We start from the raw sequence: 18,950 nt of genomic DNA on the forward strand, positions 1-18,950 counted from the left end.
TCCATCACTTCGCCCCGGCCTTGATCTTGTCCAGCGTGGCGGTAACGGTGGGCAGGATATTCTTGACGATGACGGCCACCCCTTCCGTGGTCGGGTGCATCCCGTCTTCCTGGTTCAGCTTCGGGTCCATCGCCACCCCTTCCAGGAAGAACGGGTACAGCGTCACACCATGCTTCTTGGCAAGGTCAGGATAGATGGCGTCGAACACCTTGCCATATTCACTGCCCAGGTTGCGGGGCGCCATCATGCCGGCCAGGATGACGGGCACGTTCTTTTCCGCCAGCTTGGTTAGGATCTTGTCCAGGTTCTCGCGGGTACGGGCCGGGTCGATGCCGCGCAACCCGTCATTGGCCCCCAGTTCCACGATCATCAGGCCCGGCTTGTCAGCCAGAATCCAGTCCAGCCGCGACAGGCCACCCGATGTCGTCTCCCCCGACACACCGGTATTGGGGACGGAAACGGCATAGCCCTTGGCCTTCAGCGCCGTTTCCAACTGGCTGGTGAACGCCGCCTCACGCGGCAATTTATAGCCGGCGGACAGGCTGTCCCCCAGGACGATGATCTTTAATGGCGCCGGTGTGACCTGCGCCATCGCGCCCGACGGTGCCAATAGGCATGAAAGCAGCAGGATCAGTAGCCCGAGTCGGTTGAAAGCGGCCCCCACGGGGCCATATCGGTTCGGTTCACCCTTGCTGCGAAGGTTTGTCATGGCGATGCCCATAGTTCCGGCCGACCCCGTCGTCCTGTTGCGCGATATCCACCTTAAGCTGGAGAGTGAGGCGGGCAGCGTCAACATCCTGAAAGGCATCAATCTGCATGTCGGCCGCGGAGAAAAGGTCGGCGTGGTCGGGCCCAGCGGGTCCGGCAAGTCCTCTATGATGATGATCCTGGGTGGTTTGCAGCCACCCACCTCAGGCTCGGTCAAGGTGAAGGGCCATGAACTGACCCGCATGAACGAGGATGAACTGGCGCGGTTCCGCCGGGATGAGGTGGGGATCGTGTTCCAGTCCTTCCACCTGATCCCCACCATGACGGCGCTGGAAAATGTCGCCATCCCGCTGGAATTTGCCGGTGCCCCCGACGCCTTTGACCGCGCCCGCAAGGGGTTGGAAGCGGTCGGCCTGGGTCACCGCCTGACCCATTATCCCGGACAGTTGTCGGGCGGTGAACAGCAGCGCGTGGCGCTGGCCCGTGCCTTCGCGCCCGAACCCTCGCTGCTGCTGGCCGATGAGCCGACAGGCAATCTGGATGGCGATACCGGCAAGCGCATCATCGAACTGATGTTCACCATGGCCGACCGGGTGGGCACCACCATCGTGATGATCACCCATGATCCGGGTCTGGCGCGGGAATGCGATCGCGTGATCCGGCTGGTCGATGGTCTGATCGTCGATGACAGCGCCGGCGATGCCCGGCCCCTGGCGGCGGCGGGGCGTTGAGATGACGGCCACCACCCTGTCCACCAACAGCACCCAGGCCGCACCACAAGCGGGCGGCTTCCTGTCGGAATGGAAGCTGGCCTTCACCATCGCGCGGCGGGAACTGCGTGGCGGTCTGTCAGGCTTCCGCATCTTCATCGCCTGTCTGGCCATCGGCGTCGGCGCCATCGCGACGGTGCAATCGATCTCCAGCGGCATCGAGGATGCGATGCGCAGCGATGGCCGCGCCATCCTGGGCGGCGATGTTTCCGCCCGCATCCTCTATCAGCAGGCCACGCCCGAACAGATGGCGTTCTTGGCGGCACGAGGCGAGGTGATGACCGCCGCCGAAATGCGCGCCATGGCCCGCGACCCCAATGATGGCGGCAACACCGCCCTGGTGGAGCTGAAATCGGTCAGTGCCAATTACCCGCTCTATGGCAGTTTCGACATCCAGGGGCCGGACGGGCTGCCACAGACGGTCGATATCCAATCCCTGCTGGCCGAACGCGGCGGGCGTTACGGTGCGGTCGTTGAGGATACGCTGGCCACCCGCTTGAACCTGAAAGTCGGATCGCCGGTCAGCATCGGCGGGCAGGTGGTAGAGGTGCGGGGCCTGATCGCGCGTGAGCCGGACAAGGCCGGGTCAGGCAGCTTCTCCCTTGGCCCCCGCCTGATGCTGTCGGAAGCAGCCTTGGCCAAAACCGAACTGATCCAGCCGGGCAGCCTGATCACCTGGTCCTATCAGGTGAAGCTGCGGGACGGGATCACGCCCAAGGAATTCCGCGAACAGGCCAAGACGGAGATGGAAGGTGCCCCCTGGCGCCTGCGTGACTACCTGAATGCGGCACCGCAGCTATCGCGGTTCATCGACCGCATGACCCTGTTCCTGACCCTCGTTGGCCTGACGGCCCTGTTGGTCGGCGGAGTGGGCGTGGGCAATGCCGTGCGCGCCTATATGGATGCCAAGTCGAACACCATCGCCATGTTGAAATGCGTGGGCGCGTCGGGTTCGCTGATCTTCAAGACCTATCTGATCCAGATCCTGGCCCTGGCATCGGTCGGCATCGCCATCGGTCTGGCGGTCGGCACCGCCGGCCCCCTGGCCGCAGGGCAAGCGCTGGCGGAGGTGCTGCCCATCACGGCCCGTATCGGTGTCTATCCCGAGGCGCTGGCCGTGGCCGCCGGCTTCGGCTTCCTGACCGCGTTGGCCTTCTCGCTGTGGCCGCTGGGCCATGCGCGGGAGGTGCCGGCCATCGCCCTGTTCCGCGAACTGGTGCAGAAGGCCAAGGGCCGTCCCCGCGCCTCGTACCTGCTGGGCATTGCCGCATCGGGCCTGGGCCTGGGTGCCCTGGCGGTGGCGACGGCGCAGGAAAAGGGCTTTGCCATTTCCTTCGTCATCGGGGCCGTGGTCGTGCTGGGCCTGTTCTGGCTGGCCGGGATCGGCGTGACCAAGGCGGCAAAGGCCGTGGGCCGGCCCCGCCTGCCCGTCCTGCGTCTGGCCTTCGCCAATATCCACCGGCCCGGTAGCCCGACCAGCGCGGTAGTGTTGTCACTAGGTCTTGGCCTGACGGTGCTGGTTGCCATCGCTCTGATTGAGGCGAATTTCCAGAAGGAGGTTTCCGACCGCCTGCCCACCAACGCGCCGGCCTTCTTCTTCGTCGATATCCAACCTGATCAGGTTGAGGAATTCCGTCAGACCGTGCTGGCCGTGCCGGGGACCGAGGATCTGGCGCTCACCCCCAACCTGCGCGCCCGCATCGTGGCCATCGATGGGGTGGAGGCGGAAAAGGCCCTGAAGACCAAGGAATATTCCTGGGTCCTGAACGGCGACCGCGGCATCACCTGGCAGGCAAAGGCGCCCGCCAACGATAAGGTACTGGCCGGCGAATGGTGGCCCGCCGATTACCAGGGTCCGCCCAAGCTGGCCGTGTCCAAGGAGATTGCCGAAAGCTTCGGCATCGGCCCCGGTGCCACCATGACCATCAATGTCCTGGGCCGCGATATTGAGGGCGAGGTGGCGGTGGTGCGTGAACTGGACTGGGACACGATCACCATCAACTTCACCCTGGTCTTCTCCCCCGGTGTACTGGAATCCGCGCCCCAGACCTATCTGGCGACGGTGCGTGCGCCGGTGGAGGCGGAACCGGCGGTGCAACGTAATGTCGCCGTGAAGTTCAGCAATATCAGCGCAGTGCGCGTGAAGGACGCGCTGGAGACGGTGTCGGAGATCCTGGTCAATGTCGGCTTGGCCGTGCGCCTGACAGCGGCGGTCACCCTGCTGGCCGGCACCCTGGTCCTGGCCGGTGCGGTTGCCGCCGGGCACCGCCGCCGTGTCTATGATGCGGTTGTGCTGAAGGTGCTGGGGGCGACACGGGCGACCGTGCTGCGCGCCTTCCTGCTGGAATACGGTCTGCTGGGCCTGATCACGGCGGGTATTGCCGGCATTCTGGGCACCATCGTCGCCTGGATCGTGGTCAGCGAGGTGATGGACTTCCCCTTCATCTTCATGCCCTGGGCGGTAATCAGCACCGCCTTGATTTGTACGGCCATCACGCTGACCTTGGGCTTCATTGGCACTTGGCGCGCTTTGGGCCAGCCCGCCGCACCTGTCCTTAGGATTGATTGACGACAACTGCGCTTGTCTGTTGTAGATATATAAGGAAAGGCTTCCCACGCCTATCACGCGTGGGAAGCCGCTTGGCACCGGATGGGACAGCGATGCAGGTGGCAACGATGGAACCGGCGACGACGGTCGATAGCACCGGCCCGATCCCGGATGAGGTGTTGAACGCCAAGCTGATCGCCTGCTGGCAGGCGGCGTTGAATACCGATGACCCTGATGAAAGCCAGCGCTGGGTGGATATGGCCGAATGGCTGGCCCATCGCGACGATGAACCCGCCCCCACCACGCGCGCCAAGCGCCCCGCAGGCGACCGCCGCCGTTTCCCCCGCGTGCCCGTACGCAGCACGGCGCTGCTGACCCTGGATGGTCGTGTCATCCGGGGTGAAACCGTCAACCTGTCGCGCACGGGCGCCTGTTTTGCCTGCACCGGCCCGGACGGGCTGGAGATCGGCATGCAGGGCGTATTTTCGGTGCGCGGCTGGGTGGAGGATCGCCCCGCCCTTATCGTGGCCCTGGACCCCGGTCAGGTCCGCCTGCGGTTCGACTGATACCAGCGGCACGAAATCATAACCCACGGTCAGGCTTTCGTGCTGTTAGAGCGTATTTCCGTTAACCGGAAATACGCTCTAGACCTTCGTTTTCCTCAGGCGCCGGCGCGGCATCCGCCGCTTGGCTTACGCCGCATGTGCGGCGCGGCGGCGGTCGCCGCCGGAGCTGTTTCCGGTCTACCGAAAACAGCTCTAGTATAGGCTCCCCTACCCCGCATAGACATTGGCCCGGCGCAGGCGCAACGAGACGGTCTGTCCCGGCGTCAGCGGTGTGGTGGTGGCGTGGCGGTCCAGGACCGCTTCCACCACCTTACCATCCAGGTTGAGGTCCAGGCGCAGCTGCGGCCCCACGGGCTGGATCAGGCGGATGGTGGCGGACAGGGTCCCCGCCTCTCCCGGTTCCGCCAGATCGATATCATGGGCGCGGATATAGGCCGTGGCCGGACCCGCCGGCGGCAAGGCGTTGACCACCGGTACACGCGCACCGGCGATGACCGCCGCACCGTCGGCCACCACGCAGTCCAGCCGCGTGCCACCGCCCAGGAAGTCGCAGACAAAGGCCGAGGCCGGGTTGTCATAGACCTCTGCCGGGGTGCCCACCTGTTCGATGCGCCCCTTGTTCAGGATGGCGACGCGGTCGGCCAGTTCCAGTGCTTCTTCCTGGTCATGGGTCACGAATACCGTCGTCACGCCCATGCCCTTATGGATATCGCGCAGCCAGCGGCGCAATTCCTTGCGCACCTTGGCGTCCAGCGCCCCGAACGGTTCATCCAGCAGCAGGACGCGCGGTTCGGTGGCCAGCGCGCGGGCCAGCGCCACACGCTGCCGCTGCCCGCCTGAAAGCTGGTTGGGATAGCGGCCCGACAAGGGCGCCAACTGTACCAGTTCCAGAAGGTTCATGACGCGCGTGCGGATGTCGGCGTCGGAAATCTTGGGCTTGCGGCGGGAGACGCGCAGACCGAAGGCCACATTCTCAAACACGCTCATATGCCGGAACAGGGCGTAATGCTGGAACACGAAGCCGACGCGCCGCGCGTGCGGCTCCGACACCGTCGCATCCTCCCCCTCGATCAGCAGGGTGCCTTCATCGGCAAAATCCAGCCCGCCGATCATGCGCAGCAAGGTGGTCTTGCCCGATCCCGAAGGGCCCAGCAGGGCCATCAGTTCACCGGACTGGATGTCCAGGTCAATCCCGTCCACAGCCGCAAAGCCGCCGAAACGCTTGGTCAGGTTCTTGATATTGATGCTCATGGGTCCGTTCCCATCAATGGCGGCGGGCGGTAGCGGCCAGTTCGGCGCCGTGGCGCCATTCCAGCAGCGATTTGGCGACCAGCGTCACCAGGGCCAGGATGGCCAGCAGCGAGGCGACCGCAAAGGCGGCCACGAAATTATACTCGTTGTAGAGGATCTCCACATGCAGGGGCATGGTGTTGGTCTCCCCCCGAATATGGCCTGACACAACTGACACGGCCCCGAATTCCCCCATGGCGCGGGCATTACACAGCAGCACGCCATAGAGCAGACCCCAGCGGATATTGGGCAGGGTCACGCGGCGAAAGGTCTGCCAGCCGCTGGCGCCCAGCGTGATCGCCGCCTCTTCCTCATCCACGCCCTGCGCCTGCATCAGCGGGATCAGTTCGCGGGCCACAAAGGGGAAGGTGATGAACATGGTGGCCAGCACCAGGCCCGGCACGGCAAAGACGATCTGCACCCCATGTTCACGCAAGAACGGCCCCATCAGGCCATGCGCGCCGAACAGCAGCACATAGACCAGACCGGAAATGACGGGACTGACCGAGAAGGGCAGGTCGATCAGGGTCAGCAGCAGGGATTTACCCGGAAACTTGTGCTTGGCGATGGCCCAGGCGGCGGCGACACCGAACACCACATTCACGGGCACGGCGATGACCGCGACCAGCAGGGTCAGCTTGATAGCCGCCAGCGCGTCCGGTTCCACCAGCGCCTCAAAATAGGCGCCCAGGCCACGGCGCAACGCCTCGGTAAACACAGCCGCCAGCGGCAGCAGGATGAAAAAGCCCAGGAAGCCCAGGCCGGCCAGCATGATCAGCGCCTTGACCCAGCCGGGTTCGGCCACCGTCACGCGGGATTTGGGGGCATGTCCACTCATCTCACACCCCCGCCCAGCGGCGCGACCAGCGCTGCAACAGATTGATCACCAGCAGCATGATGAAGGACAGGATCAGCATGGCGATACCGACCGAGGCGGCACCGGCATAATTGAACTGTTCCAGCTTGATCACGATCAGCAGCGGCGCGATTTCCGACACCATGGGCATGTTGCCGGCGATGAAGATCACCGATCCGTATTCCCCCACCGCCCGCGCCAGGGCCAGCGCGAAACCGGTCAGCAGGGCCGGGAAGATCACGGGGAAAATGACGCGGATGAAGGTTTCAAACCGCGTGGCGCCCAGGCATGCCGCCGCCTCCTCCAGCTCCGTATCCAGTTCCTCCAGCACGGGCTGCACGGTCCGCACCACAAAGGGCAGGCCGATAAAGGTCAGCGCCACCACCACGCCCAGCGGCGTATAGGCGACCTTGATGCCCAGCGGGTCCAGATACTGCCCCACCCAGCCATTGGGCGCATAGAGCGAGGTCAGCGCGATGCCGGCCACCGCCGTGGGCAGGGCGAAGGGCAGATCGACAATGGCATCCACCACCCGCTTGCCCCAGAAATCATAGCGCACCAGCATCCAGGCCACGGCCAGCCCGAAAACGGCATTGATCGCCGCCGCCACGAACGCCGCGCCAAAGGACAGGCGCAATGCCGCCAGCACGCGCGTTTCCGTCACCTGATGCCAGAAGCCGGACAGGCCAATATCCCACGGGCGGATCATCAGGGCCGCCAGCGGGATCAGCACGATCAGGGTCAGATGGGTGAGCGTAATGCCCAGCGTCAGGCCAAAGCCCGGAATGATGGAGCGGTTGCGCCGTTTGAACAGCGAGAAGCCGGAAGCACCGCTCATGCTGCGCCCCCTTTGGTGGCACCCGCCGAACGGCGAAGGGAAGGCAATGAAGGCAAGGCGAAATTCCTGTCCATGACCACCCCCCTGTTTTGACGCGCATGCCCCGCCGGTCCTGTCGGGGCCGGCGGGGATGGCTGGGGGTCAGACTAGTCTGGTTTGCCACCACCACAAAGGGTGCAGTGGTTAACGGCCTTATTACTGACCGGGCTTGTAAATCTCGTCAAACACACCGCCATCGGCGAAGTGGGTCTTCTGGGCCGTGGCCCAGCCGCCGAACTTGGTGATGTCGAACAGTTTGATGTTGGGGAACTGGGTCGCGTATTTCTGCGCCAGGGCCGGCAGACGCGGACGGTAATAGTTCTTGGCCGCAATCTCCTGCCCTTCGGGGGTGTAGAGATAGGTCAGGTAGGCCTCGGCCACCTTGCGGGTGCCCTTGCGGTCAACATTCTTGTCCAGCACGGCGACCGGCGGTTCGGCCAGAATGGAGACGGAGGGAACCACGATCTCCAGCTTGTCGGCGCCCAGTTCGTTGATGGCCAGGAACGCTTCATTCTCCCAGGCCAGCAGCACGTCACCGATGCCACGCTGCACGAAGGTGGTGGTGGAGCCACGGGCACCGGTATCCAGAACCGGCACATTCCGGAACAGCTTGGCGACGAAATCCTTGCCGGCCGCATCGCTGCCGCCGGCCTTGTCCGCCGCATAGCCCCAGGCCGCCAGATAGTTCCAGCGCGCCCCGCCAGAGGTCTTGGGGTTGGGCGTGATCACCTGGATGCCCGGCTTGATCAGATCATCCCAGTCCTTGATGGCCTTGGGATTACCCTTGCGGACCAGGAAGACGATGGTGCTGGTATAGGGCGTGGAATTATAGGGCAGCTTGGCCTGCCACTGCTTGGACAGCAGGTCCGTATTCTCGGCGATCGCATCAATGTCAGACGCCAGCGCCAGGGTCACGACATCGGCGTCCAGCCCGTCAATGACGGAGCGCGCCTGCTTGCCCGAACCGCCATGCGAGGCCTTGATCTCGATATCCTCGCCCGTGGTCGCCTTCCAATGCTTGGCGAAGGCCGCGTTGAACTCCTTATAGAGTTCGCGGGTCGGGTCGTAGGAGACGTTCAGGATCTGCCCGCTGCCCCACACGGGCGACACGGCAAGGCCAACCAGGGCGGCGGTGGTGATGGCGACACGCTTGAACCATTTCATCGTGGAAACTCCTTCATCCATCAGGCGGCTGCCACGAAGCATGGTTCGTGGCGCTTTAGCGTTTGGTGACGCGGCGCAAGCTGCGCGATCAAATTGCCGCGACCGTCGGGTTAATCCCTATCGGTGAAATGGACTTTGTACCCACCTTGATGTGCTGTCAATACGGATTTTTAACGGATACCAAATGTTGATTGCGAAACAACAGCGACTTTTCACTGTTGAAATATGTGAAATATTGGTTAACTATTTAATATCAGATACTTAGTTACAATGTCACCCTGTATCTGGTTGGTATGGCGTCAGAGATGGCAGGCGCGATCGCGCAAAAATGCCCGGACCTGTTCGGGGATATCCCGTATCCATCGGCCTGGGCGCTGCCTATTCTCCACTAAATTCAGGTAAATAAAAAGGGCGCCGGTGGCGCCCTTGTCTGCGGAGATATCAGGGGTCGGGTCGGGCCGTAGGCTCTCAGCCGCCGCGCTGCCAGACCTTGCTGATCAGGAAGTTCTTGGCCAGGAACTGATAGGTACGCTTCAACCGGTTTTCGGTTTCAGGTTCCTTATCGATATCGTTGCCATCCCACATATCGATCATTTCATCCCACACCATCAGCATGGTGTGCAGTTCGTCGCGCATGCGCCGGATGAAGGCGACCTGGGCGTCGAAGGTGCGCAGCATGGCCATCACCTCGGCCGTCTGCCCGTCCACCTGATCGAAGATATCGTCGAAATTGGCGACGGGTGTCTTGGCCAGAGCCTGCATGCGCCCCACATCGGCCACTACCTGCCCCTCACCCTTGAAGGTACGCTTGGCCTGACCGAGCTTCGACATGATCTTCTGAACATGGCTGTAACGGTCGCGCAGCGCCTCGATATAGGAGAGTTCGCGGGCCAGATAATCGACCTTGTCGACCATCTCCTGCTTGCGGTCTTCGGGCAGGCCGAACTGCTTGGCCAGCTTGGAAAAGGCTTCCTGGGCCTTCTGCTTGGTCTGCGGGTCTTCCACGATCTGTTCCAGTTGGAACCGGTCAGTGATCATGGATTCGCGTCCCGTGATCCAGGACACGAGCTGCAGCGTCAGGCGGCCACGGGCGATGGTCAGGTGACGTTCATCCACCCGCCACGACGCCGAACCATCCAGCAACTCGCGCGGGATGCTGTCGCCCGGACGGATCTCCTTGACGAATTTCAGCCCCTTTTCGACGATGGTCAGCAGACGTGCATCGTCACTCTTGTCTTCGATCTGAAAACTCTCGCGAAGGGTGCGGAAAGGGATCTTCCCCCAGACATCGCCCAGATGAACATTGAAGACGGGATCGTTATTATCCTTGGACAAGGCAAAATAGCCGCCCGGAAGCTGAAAGACCTTGGAGGTGAACAGGAAATGGGTGCTGGTGTCGCCCTTCTGGTCACCCTGGTCCTTGCCCTGGCCTTCTGTCGCGTTTCTTTCAGACACTGAAACCATCCGGGCTGACCCGGTCCCCATCTTCCGCGATCATTGCAACGGCCAGTATAGCCTGCCCGTCCCCTTTTACGACACGAACCATATCACCCAAAGGGTGGGTTGACGAACCCTTATCTGGATTTCCGGGATGTATCGTATTGGAAATGGACAGACCCTTGTAACCTTGCCGGCCCGCGTTACAGACGACCGGCAACTGCCATCAATCATTCATCATCTTGGCGCTCTTGATGGCGTCGCGCAGCAGCACGCCCTTGCGCAGGATATTGTCAACGATACGGCCCTGGACCATCTGGATGCCCGCTTTTTCCGCGAACATCAGGCCCGATACCGACCCGCAGCGGGCCAGGATGAACCGGCAATTGCTCTGTGCCTTGATCTTCTCGGAAAACACCTCGAACTCATGGTCCGACATCATGTCCATTTCGTCGTTCCAGAAGATCTTGGCATAGTCGCAGGCCATATATTCCAGGTCCATATGCGTGACCCAGAAGTCGTTCAGCCCATCGATACAGATCTGGTAGCCCTTGGAAGAGGCGAAATCGACCACTTCCTTGTAGGTGTCGATATTCTCCACCAGATCGGCCTTGTTGATCTCCAGGATCACATTGCCGCGCAGGTCCGCCGTCAGACGTTCGTCAAACTTCACGAACGAGGCGGACATGATGGTGGACAGGTTCAGGTTCAACCCGATGCGCCGACCGCGCAGGAAATCCACACCGTAATTCAGCGCCTTCAGCACCGAATTATCGAGATTGGCCGTGAAGTAGCTGAACAGCCACTTGTTGGCGGTGATGTCGTAATTGGGCGACAGCCGTTCTTCCAGCGCCTTGATGGCGATATACAGCTCGAAATATTCGAACTGGTTCTGTTCACCATTGGTGATATCGACCACCGGCTGGTTCAGCATGAAGGGCGACAGGTCGAACATCTGCACGGCGCGTTCGATCTTGCCCAGTTCCTCCAGCGTGATGGGCGGCTTCGTCTCCGCCTTGGCCGCGTCGGCATTGCTCTCCCGCGCCAGACCTTCGATGAACCGGATCACGTTCACGAAGTTCAGCGACAGTTCCATGATGGAATAGAGGCTGTCTTCCCCATAGGGATTGCGCTTCACCATGGAGGTGCGCGACAGCATCAGCTTTTCGATCTTGGAACAAACGTCGGAGATCAGGGAAAATTTGATGCCCTTGTACAGGACGATGACGTCGTCGTTGGACAGAGAGAAAAGCTGGAGATAGGCGGACTGATCAGCGGTTTCCTGCATGGCCCGCTTGATGGAGATCAGGTCAAGCTGGCTCTTATCCTTCAGAAGAGACATATGCAAATGGATCAGGCGCAGCCCCTGCACCTCGCGCTTGGCGCTTTGGAGCAGCGTCAGCAGCTTCTGATCGTCATATTCGGGCTTTTCATTCATCGCAGTGGCAGACGAACGCTCGCCCGGCTTTACCCGGACCCAGTCGCGTTTCGGTGCATTCGGTTGGCGATTCATGAAGTTGCCCTTGCGCCCTTCCGCTTGGAATGTGCCAGTACCGGCCTTTGCCTGCGATGGTGGTTAATCAGCCATTAAAGGGGCTTATACCCCAAAGGCATAGATTTCACTATCCACCATCGGACAAGTATACAAAATTTTATCTATTCCTCCTACCGTGATTTTCCCCCCGAACGACCCGAACCGCAAGATGACCGGTCGCATATATGCGGAAGATGGAACGCCACGGCGTACCAACCTTGATAACAGGCGATAGGGAGGAAGAGGGGTGGCTGGGGCGCCAGGATTCGAACCTGGGAATGGCGGTACCAAAAACCGCTGCCTTACCGCTTGGCGACGCCCCAACATTGTCCCGTCTGACGGGCGGCGCGCACCATAGTCAGTTTGCCATCGCTGTGCAATAGCTTCGCGAAAGGCTGCGCCCATTGCTGCGTAAGCACTGGCGGGCGCTGGTAATCGTGTTAGTGTCGCGTTCATCCTACCACCTCTTGTGGCTGAAAGACCGGCTCCGCCCGGATACGCGAAGAATGCCCAAATACGCCGCTCGCACCTTGCGCCGATTCGTTCCCGCCCTTCTGGCCCCCCTGCTGCTGTCGGGCCTGACACTGGCGCCCGCCGCGGCCCCCGCTGCGGCGCAGGAGGTGAAGAAGCCGACGGTGCAGAAGCCCGTGAAACCCACCGTGAAGAAGCCGGCCACCACTGCGCCCAAGAAGTCGGCGGCGGCGCCCAGCAAGCCGCGCCGCAAGGCCGGTGCCGCCGCCGCCGGGGCGGCAGCCGCTGCCGGGGGGGCGGCCGCCCTGGCTGCCGGCACGCAGGTTCCGGCCCTGCTACCCGCCGGGACCGACCCGGAATTGAAGGCGCTGGAAGGGAAGGCCCGGGAAGGCGACGCCGATTCGCAGATGGCCCTGGCTGATGCCCTGACCTCACAGACGCCGACCAGCGCGCAGGATCTGCGCCGCGCCATCTACTGGTACGGGCAGGCGGCGACCAAGGGCGACGCCGATGCCGCCTGGACCCTGGCAGAGCTGTTCCGGGGCGATATTGGCATTCCCGACGATATGGAGCAGGCCGCCAACTGGTATCGCAAGGCCGCCGAAATGGGCCATGCCGAGGCCGCGTTCGATCTGGGCCTGCTCTACACCGAAGGCTATGGTGTGGAGCGGGATACGGGCGAAGCCGCACGCTGGTTCCAGCAGGCCGCCGATGCCGGGGTGGCCCGCGCGCTCTATATGCTGGGCACGCTCTATGAACAGGGCGTGGACGGCGCCCCCGACCTGGATGCCGCGCGGGCCTGGTATGGACAGGCGGCGGAGACCGGCGACCCCGGCGCCCGTCAGGCCCTGCGCCGCCTGGATGCCGGGGGCCGCAATGTGGAAGTGGCGGAAGGTCCGCCTGCCGGCATGCTGGGCGGCCCACCGGGCAGCGCCACTATCCGCCGGTCCACCGTGTCCGGCGTCCTGCCCCGCAGTGACCAGGATGGGGACGATGATGAGGATGGGGCCGCCCCGACCGCCGCCGCCAGCCCCGTCACGGCGATGATCAGCGGCGCTGCCGCCGGCACCGGTGCCCGCGCTATCCCCGTCGATCAGGCCGGCGTGCGCGAAATCCAGACCCGTCTGATCAAGCTGGGCTTGCAGAAGGGCAAGGCCGACGGGTTCCTGGGCAAACGGACGGTCGCGGCCATCCGCGCCTATCAGAAATCCGTGGGCCTGCCCGTGGATGGCAAGGCCAGCCAGACCCTGCTGCGCCGCCTGCGGCAGGGATAGGCTAAACCCGGCGTTCCATCAGGATCTCCATGCCGTCGTCGCGGACCTTGGTAAAGCCCGCCCGCGACAGCAGGTGGCGGGCCGGGCTGTCATAGAACAGGGTAGCGCGGATAACCTGTCTGCGTGCGTCAGCGACGGTGGTCAGACCCGACAGTACCCGTGCACCCCGCCCCTGCCCGCGCAGATGCGGCAGGAACAGGAATTCCAGCAGCGTCACCGGCCCCTGAACCGGCCAGTCCAGGACCAGCAGACCCGTGGTGCGCATATCCTCCCCCATCAGCAGGGTGACGGCATCGGGATGGGACCGCCGGACCGCGTTCAACCGGCCCTCCACCTGTGCGGAGACGAGAACGCCACGGGCAGACGCCGGCACATCGGCCAGCATCTGTGCCGCATCCGCCTCAACAATCTGACGCAGCAGGGCGCGGTCACCCGCCTGGGCGAGCCGCGTCTGCATGCCGTCAACAGCGCCGATAAGGGCGGCAATAGGGTCCGGTTTCATGAAGCGGCCATTTTGGGTTGCGCACACCCGATACGATAGCCGCTAAATGACAGGATGCCCCTGTGAACTACTTCACGTCACGCGATGTGAAATGCCACTTTTCCCGCCTAACGCATCATGATTTCATGTCCCCTCAATCGCCGGGGGCGGCATCCGCCGCCGTACCAACGTTCAAAGGATTTTACCGTTGGTATCACTCCGCCGCCGCCCCCGTGGATGGCAGCGGATGGTTCAGGAACCGCTTGCGCAGTTCCGTCTTCAGCAGCTTGCCCGTGGCCGAATGCGGAAGTTCGGGCACGAAGACGATGTCGTCGGGCAACCACCATTTCGCCACCTCGCCTTCCAGATGGCGCATCAAGGCCGCCTTGTCCGGTTCGTGCCCGGCGCGCGGCACGATGATCAGCAGGGGCCGCTCGACCCAGCGCGGATGCGGCACACCCACCACCGCCGCCTCCTGCACAGAGGGGTGGCCCATGGCGGCGTTTTCCAGATCGATGGAACTGATCCATTCGCCGCCCGATTTGATCACATCCTTGGCGCGGTCCACGATGCTCATGGCGCCGTCATCGCTGATCACCGCCACGTCGCCGGTCTTGAACCAGCCATCGGGCGTGAAGGCGTTCTCGTTGGCCTTGTCATCCTTGTAATAGCCGCGCGTGATCCACGGCCCGCGTACCACCAGTTCGCCATAGGAATGGCCGTCGCGCGGCTGGTCCTGGCCATCGGGGCCGATAACCCGCATTTCCACACCATAGAGCGGGCGTCCGGCCCGCAGCTTAGCGTCATGCTGCTGTTCCACGGGCAGGGCCGCTTCGGCCTGCGACAGGGCGCCGACGGACCCGACGGGCGACAGTTCCGTCATGCCCCAGCCCTGGACACAGGCCACGCCATGGGTCAGCTCAAATTCCTCCAGCATGGCGCGCGGCAGGGCGGAACCGCCGACCGTCACATTCTTCAGGCTGCTGAACTTCGCCCCCGTGACGCGCATATGCGCCAGCAGACCCAGCCAGACCGTGGGCACGCCAGAGGAGATGGTGACCAGTTCCTGTTCCATCAGCTCATAGACGCTTTTGCCGTCCAGCTTGGGACCGGGCAGCACCATCTTGGCCCCCACGATGGCGGCGGAATAGGGGTAGCCCCAGGCATTGGCATGGAACAGGGGCACGACAACCAGAATGCTGGACGCCGCCCGCACATCCAGCCCCGGCGCCGTCAGCACGCCATAGGCATGCAGGACTGAGGAACGGTGCGAATAGAGCACGCCCTTGGGATTGCCCGTGGTGCCCGAGGTATAGCAAAGGCCGCAGGCCGTGTTCTCGTCAAACTCCGGCCAGTCATAGGTATCGGGCTGTGTGGACAGCAGGGTCTCATAGCAATGGAGATTGGGGATCACGCTGCTGACCGGCATCAGCTCGGCCCGCGTCATCACCACCACGCCTTCGACCCCCTTGAAGAAAGGCCACAGCTTTTCGACCAGCGGCAGGAACATGGGATCGACGAACAGGAACCGATCCTCGGCATGGTTCACGATATAGGTGATCTGGTCCGGGAACAGGCGCGGGTTGACCGTGTGGCAGACGGCGCCGATGCCCGGCAGGGCATAATAAAGCTCCAGATGCCGATGATCGTTCCAGGCCAGGGTGCCCACCCGGTCCCCCGGCTTCACGCCCAGCGTATCCAGCGCATGGGCCAGCCGCGCGGTGCGGTGCCAGGCATCCTTCCAGGTATAGCGGTGCGCCGCCTCGCCCGCGAAACGCGACGTGATCACCTGATCGGCATAATTCTGCGCGGCATGGCGCAGCAGACCGATGATCATCAGCGGACGGTCCATCATCAAACCAGCGAGCATTCGGATCTTCCTCCCAAGCGTATCCGTCACCTGTGTTTTCCACAGTCTTGTTGACGATAGCTTGGGGCTTTCCGACGCCGGTTTCCAGAGGGATTTAAACGCTTGTTCCAAATTTTTCCGATGGCGGAGACATGCCGCACAGCAACAAAAAACCCGGCCGCCTTTGCCGGGGCCGGGTTTTTTGATCTGACACCAAACTGACAAAGGTTTGAACTTTGTCAGTTTGGAGGCCGCCGACTGGCGGCCCGGCGCTCGTGCGCCGTAAGCCAAGGGCGCGGATGCGCCCGCCCGGCGATTGAGGGGCATGAGCACTATCAACTGATCTGGGAGAGGAGTTCTTCCAGCTCGTTGAAGTCAGGCATATATTCCGAGGGCACCTTTTTTCGGGCTGCTTCGATGGAGACCTGTGGGGCGTATCCGCCCAGATGGGCCACCACCGCCGTCTTGATCACGCCATAGAACAGACTGTCCTCTTCCGCGATGCCCTTCAGCCGCCCGGCAATGGGAGCGGCCAGGCAATAGGCCAGGAAGATGCCCATGAAGGTGCCGACCAGCGCGCCGCCGATCAGCTTGCCCAGCACTTCCGGCGGTTCGGAGATCGAGGCCATGGTCTTGATCACGCCCAGCACGGCAGCCACGATGCCAAGGGCGGGCAATGCGTCGGCCAGACCCTGGATGGCATGGGACGAATGCTGGTCCTCATGCTTCATCTTGTCGATCTCGGCCTCCATCAGGCTTTCCATTTCCATCGGGTTATCGACGCCGATGGAATACATGCGCAGATAGTCGGCGATGAACTTCACCGTCGTGTTGCTTTTCATCACGGCGGGATAAGCGTTGAAGATGTTGCTTTCCAACGGCTTTTCGATGTGCTGCTCGATGGCCAGCACACCCTTGCTCTTCATGGTCTTCAGGATCTGATAGAGCAGGGACAGAAGCTCAATATATTCCTTCTTGTGGAAGGGAGAGCCCGCGAAGATCTTCTTGATGTCCTTGCCCGACGCCTTGACCGTGTGCGTGGAATTGGTGATCAGGAAGGAAGACAGGCCGGACCCGCCGATGATCATGATCTCCTTCGGCAGGGCCTCAACGATGATGCCCATCTTGCCGCCGAAGATGACGTAACCGCCGAACACACAGAAAAACACGCCGACAAGGCCGATGATGGCGAACATGCGCTACCCCGGAATGGTGGGTCCCGCCCTGGACCGATGGGTGAAGGTAAACCAACGGCTTGGCAAAACCAACCCGGCATAGGGATGGGGTTTGTAGAAGGTTTGGGGGGTGGGTGTTGCCCTCACCCCACCAGCGAAGCCGCCAGCACCGCCTTCACATCCTCCAACGCCACATCGGCACAGCGGAAGGCCTTGCCGATGCCGCGCGCCAGGATAAAGGTGACGCGGCCATCCTTGACCTTCTTGTCCTTGGCCATGTGGGCCACCAGCTTTTCCGCCGTCCAGGCACCACCGCCCAGATGGGCCGCCGACACGGGCAGGCCCACCGACGACAGATGCGCCTTCACCCGCGCCAGATCCTCGGCGGGGCACAGGCCCATGCGGACCGACAGGTCAAAGGCCATGACCATGCCGATGGCCACCGACTCGCCATGCAGCAAGGCCGTGCCATACCCGGCCTCCGCCTCCAGCGCATGGCCGAACGTGTGGCCCAGGTTCAGCAGTTCGCGCAGGCCGCCTTCGCGTTCATCCTTGGCCACGATGTCGGCCTTGGCATCGCACGAAACCCGGATCGCCTCGGTCAGAAGGGCGTCGTCGCCATCGACCAGCGCCTTCCCGTTGGCCTCCAGCCAGGTGAAGAAATCCGGCCGGTCGATCAGCCCGTATTTCACCACCTCCGCGTACCCGGCCAGAACCTCGCGCTTCGGTAGCGTCTTCAGGCTGTCAGTATCGGCCAGCACCAGACGCGGCTGGTGGAAGGCGCCGATCAGGTTCTTGCCATGGCGGCTGTTGATGCCGGTCTTGCCGCCGACCGAACTGTCCACCTGGGACAGCAGCGTGGTCGGCACCTGGACGAAGTCGATGCCGCGCAGGGCAATGGCCGCCGCGAAGCCGCCCAGGTCGCCTACGACCCCGCCGCCCAGCGCCACCAGCACCGTCTTGCGCTCAATCCCGCGCGACAGCAAGGCGTCCATCACCTCGCCCAGCTTTTCCATATCCTTGCTGGCCTCGCCCGACGGCACCACGATCGGGTCCAGGACCCGCGCCCCCGCGGCGCGCAAACTGTCCAGCAGCGGCGACAGGTGCAATTCGGCCACGGCACTGTCGGTCAGCACCACCAGCGGGCGGTTGCCCACCGCGTCGCGGATCAAGGTGCCGGCATTGCGGATCAGGCCCGGCCCGATATGGATGTCATAGGAACGGTCGCCCAGGGCGACGGGGACGATGGTGCTCGGGCGGGTCATGGTCGGTTCCGGATGCTGTCGGATCGGTCAGGCGGCGGTGCTGTCGGCATCGCCCAGCCAATGGCGAAGGGCGGCGATGACGCGGTCGGTGGTGACGTCGGGTGGGCTGTCGTCGCTGTCCACGGTCAGGTCGGCCTGGGCATAGACGGGATAACGGACATCCATCAGCCGGCCCAGAACCGCGCGCGGGTCGCCCTGGCGCAGTAGCGGCCGGTGATCGCGTCGGGCGGTACGGTGGACCAGCAGATCCAGATCGGCGCGCAGCCAGATGGAGATGCCATGGTCGCGGATGGTCTGGCGCGTCGCCTCATCCATGAAGGCGCCGCCGCCCGTGGACAGGACCTGCACCGGCTGGTCCAGCAGGCGGGCGATGACGCGGCGTTCGCCGTCGCGAAAGCCCGCTTCCCCGAAACGGTCAAAGATTTCCTGGATGGTGCAGCCGGCGGCCCGCTCGATCTCGTGATCGGCATCGACGAAGGGCAGGCCCAGCTTGGCGGCCAGGCGCTTGCCGATGCTGGTCTTGCCGGCCCCCATCAGGCCGATCAGCACCAGTGTCTTGGGGATGGGCAGCACCGTCACGGACATGGGCTCCAAGGTCCAGCTTGCCGGCAGACCCAGACGGGGGACAACCGGGATGGCGGATGGTGGCGTGATTGCCAGCCCATGGCGCGGGCGCTATGGTGCG

At 63.2% G+C, this 18,950-nt stretch carries 16 protein-coding genes and 1 tRNA gene; 4 read left to right on the plus strand and 13 right to left on the minus strand.

The features are described 5' to 3' along the window. Nucleotides 1–4 precede the first annotated feature (4 nt). Entirely contained in the window at nt 5–592 is a 588-nt protein-coding gene (locus ACT6Q8_RS23215) for an arylesterase (RefSeq protein ID WP_444739434.1), read from the minus strand. A 115-nt stretch (nt 593–707) separates the two neighbouring features. On the opposite strand from ACT6Q8_RS23215, the gene ACT6Q8_RS23220 reads away from it, so the two are divergent. The 3 genes from ACT6Q8_RS23220 (at nt 708) to ACT6Q8_RS23230 (ending at nt 4,592) form a co-directional block, all read left to right on the plus strand. Next, on the plus strand, nt 708–1,439 hold the full coding sequence (locus ACT6Q8_RS23220) for an ABC transporter ATP-binding protein (protein WP_444735005.1): 732 nt from the start codon (nt 708–710) through the stop codon (nt 1,437–1,439). Nucleotide 1,440: 1 nt separating this feature from the next. Further along, complete coding sequence (locus ACT6Q8_RS23225) at nt 1,441–4,047, plus strand: ABC transporter permease (RefSeq protein WP_444735004.1); 2,607 nt, start codon at nt 1,441–1,443, stop codon at nt 4,045–4,047. Nucleotides 4,048–4,139: 92 nt separating this feature from the next. Then, the gene (locus tag ACT6Q8_RS23230) at nt 4,140–4,592 is read left to right on the plus strand and encodes a PilZ domain-containing protein (RefSeq protein ID WP_444735003.1); all 453 of its coding nucleotides are present in this window, start codon (nt 4,140–4,142) and stop codon (nt 4,590–4,592) included. Between the two features lie 207 nt (nt 4,593–4,799). On the opposite strand, the gene ACT6Q8_RS23235 is transcribed toward ACT6Q8_RS23230, so the two are convergent. From ACT6Q8_RS23235 to ACT6Q8_RS23265, 7 genes are all read right to left on the minus strand, one after another. Continuing rightward, nucleotides 4,800–5,843, minus strand: a complete 1,044-nt coding sequence (locus ACT6Q8_RS23235; RefSeq protein WP_054166626.1) for a sulfate/molybdate ABC transporter ATP-binding protein — start codon at nt 5,841–5,843, stop codon at nt 4,800–4,802. A 13-nt stretch (nt 5,844–5,856) separates the two neighbouring features. After that, a complete protein-coding gene (gene cysW, locus ACT6Q8_RS23240) occupies nt 5,857–6,720 on the minus strand; it encodes a sulfate ABC transporter permease subunit CysW (protein WP_054166627.1) in 864 nt (287 codons plus the stop codon). Between the two features lies 1 nt (nt 6,721). Next, on the minus strand, nt 6,722–7,576 hold the full coding sequence (cysT, locus tag ACT6Q8_RS23245; RefSeq protein ID WP_054166628.1) for a sulfate ABC transporter permease subunit CysT: 855 nt from the start codon (nt 7,574–7,576) through the stop codon (nt 6,722–6,724). Between the two features lie 195 nt (nt 7,577–7,771). Continuing rightward, nucleotides 7,772–8,779, minus strand: coding sequence for a sulfate ABC transporter substrate-binding protein (locus ACT6Q8_RS23250; protein ID WP_082372051.1), 1,008 nt, complete (start codon nt 8,777–8,779; stop codon nt 7,772–7,774). 468 nt (nt 8,780–9,247) lie between these two features. After that, the gene (locus ACT6Q8_RS23255; RefSeq protein ID WP_156344452.1) at nt 9,248–10,234 is read right to left on the minus strand and encodes a hypothetical protein; all 987 of its coding nucleotides are present in this window, start codon (nt 10,232–10,234) and stop codon (nt 9,248–9,250) included. 208 nt (nt 10,235–10,442) lie between these two features. Beyond that, nucleotides 10,443–11,729 (minus strand): hypothetical protein, encoded by a 1,287-nt coding sequence (locus tag ACT6Q8_RS23260; RefSeq protein ID WP_054166630.1) that lies wholly within the window; start codon nt 11,727–11,729, stop codon nt 10,443–10,445. 269 nt (nt 11,730–11,998) lie between these two features. Beyond that, a tRNA-Gln gene (locus ACT6Q8_RS23265) sits at nt 11,999–12,073 on the minus strand. Nucleotides 12,074–12,256: 183 nt separating this feature from the next. On the opposite strand from ACT6Q8_RS23265, the gene ACT6Q8_RS23270 reads away from it, so the two are divergent. Then, complete coding sequence (locus tag ACT6Q8_RS23270; protein ID WP_444735002.1) at nt 12,257–13,495, plus strand: peptidoglycan-binding protein; 1,239 nt, start codon at nt 12,257–12,259, stop codon at nt 13,493–13,495. 1 nt (nt 13,496) lies between these two features. Here ACT6Q8_RS23270 and ACT6Q8_RS23275 read toward each other — a convergent pair whose 3' ends face one another. From ACT6Q8_RS23275 to ACT6Q8_RS23295, 5 genes are all read right to left on the minus strand, one after another. After that, the gene (locus tag ACT6Q8_RS23275; RefSeq protein WP_444735001.1) at nt 13,497–13,997 is read right to left on the minus strand and encodes a hypothetical protein; all 501 of its coding nucleotides are present in this window, start codon (nt 13,995–13,997) and stop codon (nt 13,497–13,499) included. Nucleotides 13,998–14,190: 193 nt separating this feature from the next. Further along, nucleotides 14,191–15,846, minus strand: a complete 1,656-nt coding sequence (locus ACT6Q8_RS23280) for a long-chain fatty acid--CoA ligase (RefSeq protein WP_444735000.1) — start codon at nt 15,844–15,846, stop codon at nt 14,191–14,193. A gap of 314 nt (nt 15,847–16,160) precedes the next feature. Continuing rightward, the gene (gene motA, locus ACT6Q8_RS23285) at nt 16,161–17,021 is read right to left on the minus strand and encodes a flagellar motor stator protein MotA (RefSeq protein ID WP_054166634.1); all 861 of its coding nucleotides are present in this window, start codon (nt 17,019–17,021) and stop codon (nt 16,161–16,163) included. Between the two features lie 122 nt (nt 17,022–17,143). Then, a complete protein-coding gene (gene aroB, locus ACT6Q8_RS23290) occupies nt 17,144–18,265 on the minus strand; it encodes a 3-dehydroquinate synthase (RefSeq protein WP_444734999.1) in 1,122 nt (373 codons plus the stop codon). 27 nt (nt 18,266–18,292) lie between these two features. Further along, complete coding sequence (locus ACT6Q8_RS23295) at nt 18,293–18,850, minus strand: shikimate kinase (RefSeq protein WP_054166636.1); 558 nt, start codon at nt 18,848–18,850, stop codon at nt 18,293–18,295. Nucleotides 18,851–18,950 lie beyond the last annotated feature (100 nt).

This window comes from Niveispirillum sp., assembly GCF_052437035.1.
GTDB lineage: Bacteria > Pseudomonadota > Alphaproteobacteria > Azospirillales > Azospirillaceae > Niveispirillum.